This is a genomic window from Flavobacterium sp. DSR2-3-3 (assembly GCF_049896585.1).
GTDB lineage: Bacteria > Bacteroidota > Bacteroidia > Flavobacteriales > Flavobacteriaceae > Flavobacterium.
In genome coordinates this window covers 65,840-82,128 of sequence record NZ_JAFCUP010000013.1, presented here as the reverse complement: position 1 = coordinate 82,128, position 16,289 = coordinate 65,840, and the positions used below count along the sequence as shown (strand labels likewise).

Annotated in this window: 13 protein-coding genes; 6 read left to right on the top strand and 7 right to left on the bottom strand. The window is 34.4% G+C overall.

The window, feature by feature from the left end; translation table 11 throughout:
- Window positions 1-416: 416 nt before the first annotated feature.
- Entirely contained in the window at window positions 417-1,604 is a 1,188-nt protein-coding gene (locus ACP7AQ_RS14600; RefSeq protein WP_426095977.1) for a pyridoxal phosphate-dependent aminotransferase, read from the bottom strand.
- Between the two features lie 93 nt (window positions 1,605-1,697).
- Window positions 1,698-2,792: a fatty acid desaturase family protein gene (locus ACP7AQ_RS14595; RefSeq protein ID WP_426095976.1), complete on the bottom strand. Its 1,095-nt coding sequence runs from the start codon at window positions 2,790-2,792 to the stop codon at window positions 1,698-1,700.
- A gap of 105 nt (window positions 2,793-2,897) precedes the next feature.
- Between ACP7AQ_RS14595 and rsmG the strand changes: the two genes are divergently transcribed.
- Window positions 2,898-3,527, top strand: coding sequence for a 16S rRNA (guanine(527)-N(7))-methyltransferase RsmG (rsmG, locus tag ACP7AQ_RS14590; RefSeq protein ID WP_426095975.1), 630 nt, complete (start codon window positions 2,898-2,900; stop codon window positions 3,525-3,527).
- Between the two features lie 121 nt (window positions 3,528-3,648).
- Here rsmG and pruA read toward each other — a convergent pair whose 3' ends face one another.
- The 3 genes from pruA to ACP7AQ_RS14575 all read right to left on the bottom strand — a co-directional run bounded on the left by pruA (window position 3,649) and on the right by ACP7AQ_RS14575 (window position 7,333).
- Entirely contained in the window at window positions 3,649-5,277 is a 1,629-nt protein-coding gene (gene pruA, locus ACP7AQ_RS14585; protein WP_426095974.1) for an L-glutamate gamma-semialdehyde dehydrogenase, read from the bottom strand.
- A 323-nt stretch (window positions 5,278-5,600) separates the two neighbouring features.
- The gene (gene apaG, locus ACP7AQ_RS14580; protein ID WP_091202696.1) at window positions 5,601-5,987 is read right to left on the bottom strand and encodes a Co2+/Mg2+ efflux protein ApaG; all 387 of its coding nucleotides are present in this window, start codon (window positions 5,985-5,987) and stop codon (window positions 5,601-5,603) included.
- A gap of 80 nt (window positions 5,988-6,067) precedes the next feature.
- Window positions 6,068-7,333: a DUF5103 domain-containing protein gene (locus ACP7AQ_RS14575; protein WP_426064223.1), complete on the bottom strand. Its 1,266-nt coding sequence runs from the start codon at window positions 7,331-7,333 to the stop codon at window positions 6,068-6,070.
- Window positions 7,334-7,500: 167 nt separating this feature from the next.
- On the opposite strand from ACP7AQ_RS14575, the gene ACP7AQ_RS14570 reads away from it, so the two are divergent.
- The 5 genes from ACP7AQ_RS14570 (at window position 7,501) to ACP7AQ_RS14550 (ending at window position 14,965) form a co-directional block, all read left to right on the top strand.
- A complete protein-coding gene (locus tag ACP7AQ_RS14570; protein ID WP_426095973.1) occupies window positions 7,501-10,311 on the top strand; it encodes a M16 family metallopeptidase in 2,811 nt (936 codons plus the stop codon).
- 256 nt (window positions 10,312-10,567) lie between these two features.
- Entirely contained in the window at window positions 10,568-10,966 is a 399-nt protein-coding gene (locus ACP7AQ_RS14565) for a hypothetical protein (protein WP_426095972.1), read from the top strand.
- Between the two features lie 176 nt (window positions 10,967-11,142).
- On the top strand, window positions 11,143-11,664 hold the full coding sequence (locus tag ACP7AQ_RS14560; protein ID WP_091202687.1) for a DUF6252 family protein: 522 nt from the start codon (window positions 11,143-11,145) through the stop codon (window positions 11,662-11,664).
- A 95-nt stretch (window positions 11,665-11,759) separates the two neighbouring features.
- A complete protein-coding gene (locus ACP7AQ_RS14555; RefSeq protein WP_426095971.1) occupies window positions 11,760-13,133 on the top strand; it encodes a hypothetical protein in 1,374 nt (457 codons plus the stop codon).
- Window positions 13,134-13,174: 41 nt separating this feature from the next.
- Window positions 13,175-14,965, top strand: coding sequence for a T9SS type A sorting domain-containing protein (locus tag ACP7AQ_RS14550; RefSeq protein WP_426095970.1), 1,791 nt, complete (start codon window positions 13,175-13,177; stop codon window positions 14,963-14,965).
- A gap of 63 nt (window positions 14,966-15,028) precedes the next feature.
- Here the strand turns inward: ACP7AQ_RS14550 and ACP7AQ_RS14545 are convergent, their stop codons facing one another.
- A complete protein-coding gene (locus tag ACP7AQ_RS14545) occupies window positions 15,029-15,859 on the bottom strand; it encodes a class I SAM-dependent methyltransferase (protein WP_426095969.1) in 831 nt (276 codons plus the stop codon).
- An 18-nt stretch (window positions 15,860-15,877) separates the two neighbouring features.
- Complete coding sequence (locus tag ACP7AQ_RS14540; RefSeq protein WP_426095968.1) at window positions 15,878-16,252, bottom strand: GxxExxY protein; 375 nt, start codon at window positions 16,250-16,252, stop codon at window positions 15,878-15,880.
- Window positions 16,253-16,289 lie beyond the last annotated feature (37 nt).

The window sequence follows — 16,289 nt, the reverse complement described above, 5'->3', positions numbered from 1 at the left end:
GGAGCAAATAAAGAACATTTATTCCATTCGAGAGAGAGGGCTTTTTAAAAGTCCTTTCTTTTGAAAAAATGTCTTTACATACACCCTAAAAGTTGCATTAGTTAGTTGAATCTAGTAATAAAAAACATAAAGCATCAGAAATTTCATTGTTTTCCAGGGTGTATTTAAAAGTGTTGGGACAGCCAGCAAGCAGCCTGTACTGGATTAGAATAAATAGAATTTTGGCAGGGTTTGCGTGAGGGAGTGCAGCGGAAATCCTTTATATTTTTTCTTCAAAAATATAAAGATTGCAGCGAAAAGCCCGACCCTTGTGGTCACGCCCAAATACAACAAAACCCCAAGAAAATCTTGAGGCTTTGTTTGTATACTGGAAGTTGGATTTTTGACTTTCCAACTTTCAACTTTAAGACTTTTTACTATAGAGCCACTACTCCTTTTATTCGGCGTAAAGCTTCAATTAACAATTCTTCGCTGGTTGCGTAAGAAAAACGGATACAGTCTGGGTTACCAAATGCGTCACCGGTTACGGTTGCTACATTAGCTTCGCCCAAAAGATACATAGAAAAATCATTGGCATCCTTGATAAACGTTCCTCTTAATGTTTTTCCGAAGAAAGAGGAAACGTCTGGGAATACATAAAAAGCACCTTCGGGAACGTTGATTTTTACTCCTGGAATATCTTTTAGCAATCCAACGACTAAATCTCTACGGCTATGGAAAGCGTCCACCATGTGTTTTAGAACACTTGGGTCAGCATCTACTGCGGTAATAGTAGCGCGTTGTGCAATACTATTGGCACCACTTGTTACTTGTCCTTGAATTTTTGTACACGCTTTGGCGATGAATTCTGGTGCGCCAATATATCCAATTCTCCATCCTGTCATAGCAAAAGCTTTTGCTACTCCATTTACGGTAATAGTTCTTTCTAACATTCCTGGGATAGATGCGATGCTGCAAAAAGTTCCGGAGAAATTGATGTGCTCGTAGATTTCGTCAGCAACAACATATACGTGTGGGTGTTTTTCCAACACTTTGGCAAGAGCCGTTAATTCTTCTCTGTTGTATACCGATCCGCTTGGGTTACAAGGTGAACTGAACCACATCATTTTTGTTTTTGGTGTGATCGCTGCTTCTAATTGTTCTGGTGTGATTTTGAAATCAGTGTCGACAGAAGTTGGAACTTCTACAGGAATCCCACCTGATAATTTTACAATTTCGAAATACGAAACCCAGTAAGGAGCCGGTAAAATTACTTCGTCACCATCGTTTAGCATTACTTGAGCTATGTTGTATAACGATTGTTTTGCTCCTGTTGATACTACAATTTGAGAGGGTTTGTACTCTAAATCATTGTCTCTTTTGAATTTTCTGCAAATGGCTTCTTTTAATTCTAAATATCCTTCTACCGGAGAATAAGTACTGTAATTTTCGTCAATCGCATTTTTAGCCGCTTCTTTTATAAAATCAGGTGTATTAAAGTCCGGTTCTCCTAAGCTCAAACTAATGATGTCTTTTCCTTGTGATTTTAATTCTCTGGCTAAAGCAGCCATTGCTAATGTTTGAGAGGTAGATAAATTATTTATTCTATCGGATAATGGATTCATTTTAATAGGTTGTAGTTAGTTTTTTATTTAAGTAGAGATGCCTGCAGAGATGCACCGCAGTGCATCTTTTCTAAACGTTGTGCTTTTTAATGATTATGTAAGTTCTGGTTTCATTCCCAACTCTTTCAAATGTTTGAAATGGGCAATAACAGCGCTTCGCATTGTTTTGTATTCGTAATACGGCAAGTTGCATTCTTGAGCGGTTTCTTTTACGATACTGGCAATTTTACCATAATGTACGTGGCTGATATTTGGGAAAATATGGTGCTCAATCTGGTGATTCAATCCTCCGGTGTACCAGTTTACGATTTTGTTTTTTGGAGCAAAATTCGTTGTTGTGAACAATTGGTGAATGGCCCAAGTATTGTCCATTTCGCCTAATTCATTTGGAGATGGATTCGTAGTTTCTTCAACAACGTGAGCTAACTGGAACACAACACTTAGAATTAGACCAGCTGTATAATGCATCACGAAGAAACCGATAAGAACTTTCCACCACGTAATTCCAATAACGATTGGTAACACGATCCAGATAGAAACGTAAATTATTTTAGTGATGATTAGAGTCGTCCAAAGTGTTTTTGGGCTTTTTGCTTCTCCGTAAGATAATTTTCTTTTCAAGTAGCTTCTCATCTGTTTAAAGTCAGTTGTGATAGCCCAATTGAACGTTAACAATCCGTATAAGAATACCGAATAATATTGCTGAAAACGGTGAAAGTTATACCATTTGGCATCTTTTGTAAAACGAATTACACGTCCGGCATCTAAATCCTCATCGTGACCCGGAATGTTCGTGTAGGTATGGTGTAATACATTATGTTGCACTTGCCAGTTGTATACATTTCCTGCCAAAACATAAATAGTTCCACCCATGAATTTGTTGACCCAAGTTTTATTGGAATACGAACCGTGATTACCATCGTGCATCACATTCATTCCTACTCCGGCCATTCCAATTCCCATAACTATTGTTAACAGAAGATGTGCCCAAAATGGCATACCAAGTGTTACAATTAAAAAGTAAGGCGCAAGAAAAACAGAAAACAAAATTATAGTTTTCAAATACAGTTTCCAGTTGCCTGTCTTTTGGATGTTATTTTCTTTGAAGTAATTGTTAACCCGTGAGTTAAGTGTTCTAAAGAACTTTAAGCTATCTTGCTTAGCAAATGTTGGTGCACTATTAATCATATATTTTTAATAAAGTTCAAAGGTAATTATTATAAATTTTTGGATATACAAATTTGACATAAATATTTTAACTCTAAAGTATTACTTTTGTTAAAAAATTAATAGATGGACGAGATTCTTAAGTATTTTCCTAATTTAACTGATATTCAGAAAGAACAGTTCGAGAAACTCAATTTTTTATACCACGATTGGAATGAAAAAATCAATGTTATTTCGAGAAAAGATATTGATGCCTTGTACATCAAACATATTTTGCATTCATTGGGAATAGCCAAAATAATAAACTTTGAACCCGGAACGTATGTTCTGGATGTAGGCACTGGTGGAGGATTTCCTGGAATTCCATTGGCGATTCTTTTTCCGGAAACCCGTTTTTATTTGATTGATATTATTGCCAAAAAGATAAAAGTGGTCCAGGCTGTTGCCGAAGGATTGGAATTGAAAAATGTAAAAGCGGAGCAAATGCGTGCTGAAAATGTAAAAGGAGATTTCGACTTTATCGTGAGTCGTGCCGTAACGAATATGCCGGATTTTGTTTCTTGGGTAAAAACCAAAATCAAAAAGAACAATAAACATGAATTAAAAAACGGAATTTTGTATTTAAAAGGAGGCGATTTAACCGAAGAATTAAAGGACTTTCCAAAAGCTACTGAATACAATCTTGCTGACTTTTTTGAAGATGAATTCTTTGAAACTAAGAAAGTGGTACATGTGCCATTGAAGTTTACGAGTTAGGTTATTACTTCGTTCCTCACAATGACAGTAATAAAACAAAACCGAGAGAAATTCAAATCAATTGAATTTCTCTCGGTTTTTTAAATAATTAAATGAGGTTGCTTAGTTCCTCACAATGACTTTATTCTCCCAAAAACGCGTATCTGTAATCTACTGGAGTGATAAAAGTTTCTTTGATCGTTCTTGGCGAAGCCCAACGCAATAAATTCAATGCTGAACCTGCTTTATCATTCGTTCCAGATGCTCTTGCACCACCAAAAGGTTGCATTCCTACAACGGCTCCGGTTGGTTTATCATTGATATAGAAGTTCCCGGCTGCATTTTGCAATTTGGTAGTTGCCTGCTCAATTGCATAACGGTCTTGACTGAAAACAGCACCTGTTAGCGCGTATTCTGAAGTTGTGTCAACTAGTTCCAAAGTTTCTTCCCATTTGTTGTCTTCGTAAACGAAAATTGTCATTACAGGTCCAAATAATTCGGTTTCCATAGTCGTGTAATGAGGATTGGTAGTTACAATTATAGTTGGTTCAATAAAATAACCAATAGATTTGTCGTAATTTCCTCCAACTATTATTTCAGCATCAGCATCTTTTTTAGCTTGGTCAATAAAACTAGCCAATTTGTCAAAAGATCCTTCATGAATAACCGCAGTAATAAAATTACCAAAATCTTCCGGAGAACCCATTTTCATGGATTTGGTGTCGGTGATAAGTTGTTCTTTAATTGCTGGCCACAAACTTCTAGGAACGTAAGACCTAGAAGCTGCTGAACATTTTTGACCTTGAAATTCAAATGCACCGCGAACAATTCCTGTTGCCACTTGTTTTGGATTTGAACTTGAGTGCGCAATGATAAAGTCTTTTCCTCCAGTTTCTCCTACAATTCTTGGGTAGGTTTTGTAATGATGAATATTAGTCCCAATTTTTGCCCAAATATCTTTGAATACATGAGTTGAACCTGTAAAGTGAATTCCTGCGAAATCACGGCTTGCCAAAACAGTGTCGGTAATCATCAAAGCATCTCCAAAAACTACGTTGATAACGCCATCAGGAACACCAGCTTCTTTAAATACTTCAATAATGATTTGTGCAGAGAAAACTTGGCTGTCGCTTGGTTTCCAGATCACAACATTACCCATCATTGCAGCACTTGCGGGAAGATTTCCGGCAATGGCAGTAAAGTTGAATGGAGTAATCGCGTATACAAAACCTTCAAGAGGTCTATATTCTAGGCGGTTCCACATATCTGAATTTGAACTAGGCTGATCACCGTAAATTTGCGTCATGAATTCTACATTGAAGCGTAAGAAATCAATAAACTCACAAGAAGCATCAATTTCTGCCTGATGTATGTTTTTAGATTGTGCAATCATAGTTGCAGCATTTATTCTCGCTCTGTAAGGACCAGCAATAAGTTCAGCTGCTTTCAGGAAAATAGCTGCTCTTTGTTCCCAAGCCATATTTGCCCACGCTGTTTTAGCTTCTAATGCGTTTGCAATTGCTTGCTCAACATGTACTTTTTCGGCTAAATGATAGGTTCCTACGACGTGTTTGTGATCGTGAGGAGCAGTCATATTTTTTGTGTTTCCAGTTCTAATTTCTTCGCTTCCAATATATAATGGCACGTCGATTTTAGAATTCCACATTTTTGTGTAAGCTGCTTGTACAGCTGCTTTTTCTGGTGAATTTGGTGCATAACCTTTTACTGGTTCGTTTACCGCTTTTGGTACATGAAAAAATCCTTTTAACATATTTGTAAAATTATAAAATTAGAAATCCTTGTAATGTCTTTTTTAATAAGTCACAAAAGTACGAAGGATTGTTTGAAAAAAGACATTTTTTGCTGTAAACTAAAAGTAACAACTTTTGATTATTGTGTATTAAGTCAGATAGAAATGGTAAAATTGATGCGGTCTCTTTGTATTTTTTCTTGTGAAATAAGAGCGATTTTAGGAGCTTTTGTTTTACTTATAAAAAAATAAAAGGATGACGAAGACTTTTAATTAATTGCTTCGGCTATTGGTACTTTCAATTACGGGTGCTAAATGATCTACTAAAAAAATAAAAATGAATTTTAATTCAAGGCAAAAGGAGCGCATAATCTGAAAGTAGGAACTATCACTTTGAAATTTTTTGTGGAGGTAAAATTGATCATGTTGAAATACCCTTTCATTGCGCCATACGGTGAAGAAAGTAAACAGCCAGAACTGTATGTATGCAATTCACCAGGTTTCAAAACTGGTTTTTTTCCAATTACACCTTCGCCATCAACAATTTCGATTTCATTTAAAGAATCAAAAATTTCCCAATGGCGGGAAATCAACTGAACAGAATCCTTACTGTGATTTTCGATTGTGATTACGTAACTAAAGGCAAAATGGATCTTGTAGTTTTTGAAGTAAGTACCCTCAAAACTAGTCAATACCGAAATTTTTATACCTCTTGTTATTTGAGAAACCATGTTAAATGGATGAATATGTGATTATTATTGACAAATTTACAAAAAAATGGTATCTTTTTGTTAAAAGTCAAAAAAGTTTTTTAGTTAATTATATTTACGGAACTCGCCATTCCTTTGCCCACAACTCTGTCGTATCGGTCAATGTTTTCTCTATAATAAACTAGAATGGTATACTCATTTTCTGTTTGGTAGAAATTGCCGTCTATTGCATTTTCCTGATCAATGACTCCTTGGTCATCAGCGACCGTGTATTGAAAATTTGTAAATCCTTGTTTAATTAAAATGGCTTTCTCATAAATTCCCTTTTTAGAATTGTAATCCATTTTAAATTCAGGACTTAAGTTGTAATTATTGAACATTCCAGTGACATAAATGTTTTTGTTCAATCGGAAACTGGGTGCCGAAAGGCTGAAATATACCCAGGCATAATCCGCTTCGATTTCGCTCTTCGTTACATTTAAATTATTGATAACAAAACCGCCATTTACATCTTGAGTGAATGAGTAAGGCTGGTTTGCTCTTGCATCACTGGTAAACAGAAATGACCCATAAATGGGCGTATTAGAATCGATTCGGGCTACATTGTTGCTTGCGGATCGTATGTCTTTGTTTTCAAAAAATAGAAATTCGTTTCCCGCCCAAAACTGAGTTTCGCTATCGTATTTGTAAATTAAATCATTGCCAATGGTGTATTGAGGCGCAATGTTTTTTAGAGCTGTTTTCCATTGCCCGTTTTGAAGCGCAAGCACTTTGACGTTTCGCAGCGGATTTTGGAACGTAATTGTATTCGATTTGATACTGAAATCCAAATTTTGTTTTGCTTCAATATTGCTTATTGTTCGCGCTCTTTTCACCTGAATGGGAACCGTAACCAAATCTTCATAGATAATAAATTTTCTGGAAAACACTACTTCTTTGTTTTCGTCCAATACTTTAATCATGTAATTTCCGCTGATCTTTAATTGTTGCGTAAACTGATTTGGAATCGCTAATTTGTAATGCGAGTAGATTTGCAAAGTGTTGAATGAATTGGTGTAATCCTGAATTCTTTGATTGTCAAAACCTTCCAGGTATTCATTTTTAGGGATTGCGGTTGGGTTCCAGTTGTAATCGCAATGAATTATTTCGTAATAATAATTGGCTTCATTGCCAAAAAGATCATCAAATTCTAATTGAAATCCTTCTCCTAATTTTAAAAATGGAATTATATTTTGGTTATTCTGAATAAAAGAAATAGTCTTAATGTGGTACGGAGGGGCGATTTCTTTTTCTGCTTGCGCAAAAGAAAAACAGGAAAAAAATACACTGAGAATAAGAAAAGCTATTTTGAGAAAAGGTTTCGTCATTGTCTAGAACTTATGATTGGGTAAATATAACAATTACCTTTTGTTTTTGGTAAATGATGTGTTTTTAGGTCACTATTTTTTTTGTGCGTAATATCTGTTAATTTTATCTTAATCCAAGTTATTTTTAAGTGCTAACTAGCTAGTTTTACTTTAAATAAACAAACCTTATGAAAAAAATCAACAAATTAGTATTTGGCGTTTTGCTTTTTCCATTAGCGGCTTTTGCCCAACAAATGGATTATTCAAAAGTCATTCCTTTTGATTCAAGCGTGAAGACTGGAAAATTGGAAAATGGATTAACCTATTATATCAAGAAAAATGCCAAACCGGAAAACAAAGTAGATTTGCGCTTAGTCGTCAATGCGGGATCCATTTTAGAAACTGATGACCAACAAGGATTAGCGCATTTTATGGAGCACATGTGTTTTAATGGAACCAAGCGCTTTCCAAAAAACCAATTGGTTGATTATTTACAGAGTATCGGTGTAAAGTTTGGACAGCATTTAAATGCCTACACCAGTTTTGATGAAACAGTTTATTTTTTACCAATTCCATCAGACAATCCTGAAAAACTGGAAAAAGGATTTCAAATTATAGAAGATTGGGCTTTTAATACGGTTTTGACTTCAGAAGAAATTGATAAAGAAAGAGGAGTTGTTCTGGAAGAATATAGGTTAGGTTTAGGAGCCGGAAAAAGAATGCAGGCACGTTATATTTCTAAAATGATGCATGAATCTCATTATGCGGAGCGTTTGCCAATTGGTCAAAGAGAAGTTTTAGAAAAATTCAAACACCAGTCGTTAATTAACTTTTACAAGGATTGGTACCGTCCAAATTTGATGAGCGTAATTGTCGTAGGTGATATTGATGTTGCTGCCATGGAGCAGAAGATTATTTCTCATTTTTCAGGGTATAAAAATCCAGCTAATGAAAAACCTAGAAAATTTTATGACGTTCCTAATCATAAGGAAACTTTTGTAGCTGTTGAAAGTGATAAAGAAGCGTCAAGCGCTCAAGTACAATTGATGTACAAAGATTACGGCGCTCCAAAACCAGTAGTGAATGTTGGTGATTTTAAGAATTATATTGTTGAGGGATTATTCTCTACGTTGTTAAATACTCGATTGGGTGAATTGACTAACTCAGCGACACCGCCATTTACTTATGGATATTCGTATTACGGAGGAACTTTTGCCCGAAATAAAAAAGCATATCAATCTTTGGCGATGTCTCAGGAAGATAAACAGTTAAGCGCTTTAAAAGTGTTGGTAACTGAAAATGAAAGAGCTAAGAAATTTGGATTTACTCAAGGAGAATTAGATCGTTCTAAATCAGAATTTCTTGCTACTATTGAAAAAGCGTATAACGACAGAGATAAAACCAACTCCGTGAATTTTGTTGGAGAATACCAATCTAATTTCTTGGAAAAAGAGCCCGTTCCCGGAATCGAATGGACGTATCAAACGATGAAACAATTGATGCCTTTGATTGATTTGAAGGATGTAAACAATTTGATTAAGGATTATGTTAAAGAGGATAACCGCGTTGTTATTCTGACTGGTCCTGAAAAAGAAGGCTTAAAAAAAGTTACAGAACAACAAGTTTTAGAGGCTTTAAAAATCAATACAGATGATATTAAGCCTTATGAAGATGCTGCTGTTGCTACAAGTTTATTGAGGAATGAAGTTAAAAATGGTACTATTGTTAAGCGTGAAAGCAATGCTAAAATTGGAACAAAGACTTTAATTTTATCCAATGGTGTAAAAGTAGTTTACAAAAATACAGATTTTAAGAATGATGAGGTTCTTTTTGAGGCAGTGAGTCTTGGAGGATCTAATTTATATTCTAATGAAGATATGAAAAAAGTTCAATTTGCAAATGGAGCTTTGGCGGAAGCCGGATTCTCCGGATTAAAATTGAATGATATCAATAAATTTATGACGGGTAAAATAGCGAGAGTAAATCCATATATAGGGGGAACTACTGAGGGTTTAAGAGGGAATGCTACTCCTAAGGATTTAGAATATCTGTTCCAAATGACGTATGCTTATTTCACGGATTTGAACTATGATCCTGAAGCTTTTGAAGGCTTTAAACAAAAACAGTCTAGTTTCTTTAAGAATATGGCTTCGCAACCACTAAACTATTTTCAGCAAGAGTTTTATACTTATCTGAATAAAGAAAATCCAAGATTCAACGGAATTATGCCGACGGATCAGTCGTGGGCTGCAACAGATTACAAGTTAGCCTACACTAAATACAAAGAGCGTTTTGCTAATGCTTCTGATTTTGAGTTTTATTTCGTCGGAAATATTGATGATAAAACTATGGAAGCGTATTCTATCAAATATTTAGCGTCTTTACCAGCCACTGATAAAAAAGAGAAAGCAGTTGATTTAGGTTACCGAATGTTAAAAGGAGACTTGAAAAAAGTAGTCAACAAGGGAGCAGATCCTAAAAGTACCGTGACGATTATGTATTATGGAGATGCAAAATATTCTGCTAAAGATGCCATGAGTATGCAAGCTTTAGGTGAAGTTTTGACAATAAAACTAATTGAACAATTACGTGAAAATGAAAGTGGCGTTTATGGCGTTTCGGCACGAGGAAGTTTAAATAAAGTTCCAAATGGATCCTACAACTTTTCAATTGGGTTTCCATGTGGACCAGATAATGCTGAAAAATTGACAGCTTCTGCTTTAAAAGAACTTCAAAACATTATTGATAATGGACCGGATGAAAAAGATGTGGCAAAATTCAAAGAAGGGGAACTGGCTGATTTCAGAAAAGACAGCAAAGAAAACAGATACTGGTTGTCTAACTTTACGAGATCTTACATCAATGGAAATAGTCCTGAAGAGGTTTTGGAATTTGAAGAAACGGTCAATTCGGTAACGGCTAAGGATATGCAAGATATTGCAAAAAAATACCTTACAAAAGATAAAGTAATTGGAATACTAATGCCGGAAAAAAAATAAATCAATTTAATTATAAACTAAAAACCTGCTAAAATTAACTTTAGCAGGTTTTTTTTATGGTAGAAATTATAGTAGGACGATTCGCTGTAATTATTAACAATAACAGACTTTAAATACAAACACATTGGAGTTAAAGTAATTATTAATTAACACCGCACTTACATTAACTTGTTGCAAGAAAGACGACAGCAAACCACAAAACCCAATAGACCAATTACCTCCTGCTACACAAATTGGCGCAAATACTGCTGGATGCTTGTTAGATGGAAAAGCCTTTTTACCAAAGGGCTATTTACCTACAGGTAATTTAGTTTGTAATTATATTGATGGAAAAGATTTCACTGTTAACCTCGCTCAAAAACTAAATAATCAAACAATATTAATAGGCATTATAAGCAATAATCAAAGTTTAGTTGTTGGTCAAACGTACATTTTAAAAGAATATGGAGCAAATTCTCAATTTGGGGAATATAATATATATCAAAATATTGGAGATTTGCGATATAAAACAACTTCAACAATCACAGGCGAACTAAAAATAACCAATCATAATTTTAATAAAGCAATACCGTCTGGTATTTTCTGGTTTGATGCAATAAACTCTGAAGGGGGAAAAATACAAGTACTCGATGGTCGATTTAATAGGGAATATTAAAAATTAATTATAAAAAGTAAGATTGGCAAAAAGATAATTTTACAAAGATCAAATTAAACAACACCTCACATTTATGTAATTTAAAAAATCATTAAGATCAAATAGTTGCAATAAAATTAACTAAAAATTAACACGTAAAAAGTATATATATTTTTTTTTTAACAAAAACTTAACCAATGAAAAACCTACTATTTTTATTCGCAACAGTTCTTATATTAAGTTGTTGCTCTACAGATGACAACAAACCGAAAAAGCCAATAGACCAACTACCTCCTGCTACACAAACAGGTGCAAATACTGCTGGTTGTTTAATAAATGGTGAAGCATTTTTACCAAAAGGAACTGGAATAATATTAAATTGTTTATATCAAGACGGATTGAATTTTGGATTAAGAATTACTGAAAATATGAATGATACTTCAAGATCAATTTATATCTCAACTTTAAATCAAAATTTAGAAATAGGTAAAATATACGACTTACAGGAATATAATTCTAAATGGGGGCAGTTTGTTGTATTTACGGGAGGTATCGGTAAAGATGATTACAGAACAACCTTAACAATCACTGGCGAACTAAAAATCACTAATCATAATTTTAGCAAAGCAATACTATCGGGAACATTTTGGTTTGATGCTGTAAACTCAAAAGGAGAAAAAATTCAAGTTCGTGAAGGTCGCTTTGATATGGAATATTAAAACTAATTATAAAAAAGTAAGATTGGCAAAAAGACAGTCTTACCAAAATCAAATTGAACAATATCTCATCTTTATTTAATTTAAAAAACAAATTTATGAAAAAAATTACATTCCTCCTTTTTGCTTTTTTATTTTCTATATTTTCAAATGCGCAACAAGACATCAATACGACTTTTGCAACACAAATGAACACTGTATTTGGATCGCTGGACAAAACCAAAATACCACACGGTATTCTGCTCGATTATGGTATGGAGTTTACCAATGTACCTGCTTACAATGGTACACTTACAGATAGTACGTATTCAGACAAATCTAGTTTAAATCAAATTTATAACACATTACTTTCTAGCAGAGTACGAGAAGTAAGTACGGCCTGGATAACTCCTACAGAATATGACAACAGATGGAACGGCAATAGATCAATAGGTGTTATCGCCTTGAGTGGGCTGTATTTTAAGTACGCTCAATTTGCAGATAATGCCCTTACGACTAATAAGATTATGTTGTCCAACAATAAATTTTATGACAAGGTAATCAACGGAGTATGGCAAAATCCATATCAAGAGTTGCAAACTTTTGCAATGGCAGCGCCCATCAAGCAATATGATGAATTGACTATGCAAGTAAAAATTCCTTCCAATATATTTATCTCTAATTATCAAAACCTAATAACAAGCATACAAATAGATTTTGATAATGGACAGGGATACGTAACAGTGACGTATAACCAAAACATTACGGTTAATTATACCACATACGGGACAAAAATTTGGAAATACAAACTGAATCTCAGTAATGGTACAGCTTTGTATAACCAATCAAGGATGAAAATAGGCAAAAATCAGGTAAATGGACAAACAGGACCTCCAGTTCCTCCACCCTGCCAAACCTGTAGAATTTCTCCAATAGAAAGCCCAATAAGTATAACAGCTGCAATTCCTTATCTAGGCGGATTAGGAACTGTAAAGCTGACGATTGATTATGCTGGGGATCCTAGTCAGGGACTTAAGAGACCGCTAATTGTAGCCGAAGGATTTGATCTTGGTGTAGTTTTGAATCCTGAAAAAGCATATGGGAATAATACCTATTCTGGAACATTTCAACCAAGTCTTCTTGAAAGCGGAGTTGAATTAAAAAATCTACTTTACGAAGACTACAAACAATACGACATTGTCTATGTAGATTGGAATAATGGCGTAGATTATATGCAACGTAATGCTTATGCCCTTGAGGCGGTCATAAAATACGTGAATGACCGTAAAGTTTTGAGCGGGAGTACCACTAAAAATGTAGTTTTAGGACAAAGTATGGGTGGTGTTATTGCTCGTTATGCCCTTGCAGATATGGAGCAGCGAGGCGAAAATCATCAAACCAGTCTGTTTATATCACACGATGCACCGCAACAAGGGGCTAATATTCCGATTTCTTTTCAGTATATGTTTGTCACCTTAAAAGTCAGTATGTAAAATCTCCTTTACTATTGTATGGTGGTGAAGTTTATCTTCCCATGAATACAGATACCCAACCTGTTTCTTCTTATTCGTCTATTCTCGACGCTCCAGCTTCTAAACAATTAATCGGCAATTTTGTAAATTCTAATTACGCAATAGACAATTGGGAAAACACCTCATTCTATGATGAATTAAAAGGAAAAGGGCTTGCAAATAGTGGTGGCTATCCGTTACAATGCAGGAATATCGCGATCAGTAATGGTAGCGAATGCGGTACAACTCAAAACTTTAATCCAGGTGATGACTTGGTCAATATTCAATTAAACAAAGGATTGTCTTTTTGGGGTGATTTATTCAGTTTGATTTACAATCCTTTAGGAGGATATATTGGTGGAACATTTGTAGATTCTGATCTTTATGGGGTAGCAGTTTTAGGACTATTCCCTGGGCACTCAAAATACAATGTCGATTTTAAAGCTAAATCATTATATGATACTTCCGGTAACGAGATTTACAAAGGACGTATGTCATATACCAAGAAAATTCTTTGGGTTTTAAATGTCACGGTTGATATTACTAATGTAACAAAAAACCAACCTTTGGGAATTTTACCTTTTGATACTTATGGAGGTGGCTATTTTGATACAAATACTCTAGCTGGAACTGTTAATAGCCCAAATCTAATTATAAAAGATCGTTTTGGTTTTATTCCAACAGCAAGTGCTCTAGATATTGGTAAAAGAAACATAACCTTAATAGATGAAGACTACAAAAAATCATATGTTGGGGCAATACCACTTGTTTCTCCCAAAAATAGTCCGTTTGCCAATTTCGTCACAGATTTTGATATAGTAAACCCAAACGCACACAACAAACAACACATTTCATTTAATCCCAGAAATGGAAAATGGCTAGCATCTGAACTAAACGCATTGAGCAATCCGTATACTAATCCAGAATTAGCAAATTGTTCCTTTATGTGTTCAGGAAATTCAGCATCACAAATCACTGGAAACGATGCCGTTTGTGGGACGAGTGTTTTTTCAGTTCCAAGCGGTGCTGATTCATATAATTGGTCTATAACCGAAGGTGGGTATCTTGCTAATTTAACGGGTAACAACACGTCGACTGTAACCCTAACAATTAATAATGGAAGTGGTTACGTAACTCTGCAAGTAATATATGGTAATGCTATTTGTGGTGGCATTACAATAACTAAAAGAATTTGGGTAGGTGCGCCACAAATTACAGGACTAATTTGTCCAAATCAATCTACAATATGTAGTGGCACTTTTTGCCAGCAAGAACTAGGGTTGCCTTCTTTTGATTTAACAAATAATGTTGAGGCAAGTGTTATCGGTATGACTGATTTAGAAATTGGAGAAAAAACAAATTGGGAATGGGAAAGAATTAATGCAAACATTGTAATTGCTCAAGACACTAGGGGAAATGAAATTTATATAGCTCCTAATTATATTGGACAAACAGGTGTTAGAGTTCGAGCTAAAAATAATTGTGGGTGGAGCGAATGGAGTGAGTTGTATTTTGAAGTTGTCGATTGTAGCAATAATTTAATGAGACTATCAGAAGACGAAAAAACATTTTTGGTTTATCCAAATCCTTCAAATGAAAAAGTAAACATAGACTTAAGAGATGCAAATAATCTTCCGGAAAAGAATGCTAAGATTTCAGGAGAATTATTTGATATTATGGGAAAATCAAAAGCCAAAATTCAAATTAAAGATAATAGAGCTTCATTTTTTGTTAGTGGTTTAAATAAGGGAGTTTATGTTTTAAAAATTTATATAAATGGTAAAATAGAAAGCCATCAAATTGGAGTTAAATAAACCAATTTATTTATAAACTAAAAACCTGCTAAAGTTGAATTCAGCAGGTTTTTTTATGGTGAATTATTTAAAACAAACCGGGATAATTTCCCCTTTGGCCAAGCAATATTTTTCTACTAATTCGGGTGCAATTTTAGTGGTATACTCTTCTTCGATTACTTTAAAACCAATACTTCGTAATTTATCAAAATAATCGCGTCCATAAATCCGAACGTGATCGTATTGACCAAAGATTTTAGCGCGTTCTTTTTGATCCTTAATGGTGTCATCAGCAAAAGTGGTGACTCTGGACAAATCCTGTGGAATTTGTAAAATAGCCATTCCGCCCGGTTTCAAAACCCGATACAATTCCTGCATCGCTTTTGTATCATCCGGAATGTGTTCTAAAACGTGATTGCACAGAATAACATCATATTGATTGTCTTCAAAAGGTAAATTACAAATATCAGCCTTTACGTCCGCCAAAGGCGAAAATAAATCAGTTGTAGTATAATCCAGATTTTTTTGATTGCGAAACAATTTGTAAAAAGCTTGTTCAGGTGCAAAATGCAATACTTTTAATGCTGAATTTGTTTCCCCATTTCTTAACTGTATTCTTTTAGAATTTGTAACAGAATTTGAAACAAGTTCAGATTGAAAAAAATCAGTTTCATCATTTAAATACAACCACAATAAACGATGTCTTTCCAGCGAAAGTGTGCTCGGCGAAAGCACATTATTTCGTTGTGTTCCATATCCGTACGGCAGAAACATTTTAAAACTTTTCCCGTCAATAGGATCAGTGAATGTCGTTCCTTTTAATGCAAATGCAAGAACTGGTCGGGCAACATAACTTAAACGGATTAGTAAAGGGCGCGGAATGGTATTGAGTATAAGTTTAAACACAGATTTCACAGATTTTCACAGATTTATTTATAATATAATTCGTTTGTATTTTAAACTATCTTCCCCAAAATTTATCAGTAGACCAATTTTGTTTTTTGAAGCAGCAAGATAATTGAGCGTTTGTTTTATTTCACTATTTGATAGTTCTTGAATTGCTTTTATTTCTAAGATTACCTTTTCAAAAATCACAAAATCTGAAAAATAATGATGGGGTAGAACGATTTCCTTGTATGTAATATTAAATTTTTTTTCTCTTTCGAAAGGAATATTGTTTCTACGAAATTCATATTCTAATGCATCACCATAAATTATTTCGCTGTGGCCTTTACCTAAAATTTTATGGACTTCCATGCAGGCTCCAATTATTTTAAATGTTTCTTCCTTTAAATAAAATTCTTCCATTTTTTGATTAGTAATTAAGATGATAGGCTTTAAGCAT

What these genes read in the sequence shown, in the direction of transcription:
- ACP7AQ_RS14600 (WP_426095977.1), bottom strand. Translation starts at nt 1,604, where the DNA reads ATGAATCCATTATCCGATAGAATAAATAATTTATCTACCTCTCAAACA.
- ACP7AQ_RS14595 (WP_426095976.1), bottom strand. Translation starts at nt 2,792, where the DNA reads ATGATTAATAGTGCACCAACATTTGCTAAGCAAGATAGCTTAAAGTTC.
- rsmG (WP_426095975.1), top strand. Translation starts at nt 2,898, where the DNA reads ATGGACGAGATTCTTAAGTATTTTCCTAATTTAACTGATATTCAGAAA.
- pruA (WP_426095974.1), bottom strand. Translation starts at nt 5,277, where the DNA reads ATGTTAAAAGGATTTTTTCATGTACCAAAAGCGGTAAACGAACCAGTA.
- apaG (WP_091202696.1), bottom strand. Translation starts at nt 5,987, where the DNA reads ATGGTTTCTCAAATAACAAGAGGTATAAAAATTTCGGTATTGACTAGT.
- ACP7AQ_RS14575 (WP_426064223.1), bottom strand. Translation starts at nt 7,333, where the DNA reads ATGACGAAACCTTTTCTCAAAATAGCTTTTCTTATTCTCAGTGTATTT.
- ACP7AQ_RS14570 (WP_426095973.1), top strand. Translation starts at nt 7,501, where the DNA reads ATGAAAAAAATCAACAAATTAGTATTTGGCGTTTTGCTTTTTCCATTA.
- ACP7AQ_RS14560 (WP_091202687.1), top strand. Translation starts at nt 11,143, where the DNA reads ATGAAAAACCTACTATTTTTATTCGCAACAGTTCTTATATTAAGTTGT.
- ACP7AQ_RS14555 (WP_426095971.1), top strand. Translation starts at nt 11,760, where the DNA reads ATGAAAAAAATTACATTCCTCCTTTTTGCTTTTTTATTTTCTATATTT.
- ACP7AQ_RS14550 (WP_426095970.1), top strand. Translation starts at nt 13,175, where the DNA reads ATGAATACAGATACCCAACCTGTTTCTTCTTATTCGTCTATTCTCGAC.
- ACP7AQ_RS14540 (WP_426095968.1), bottom strand. Translation starts at nt 16,252, where the DNA reads ATGGAAGAATTTTATTTAAAGGAAGAAACATTTAAAATAATTGGAGCC.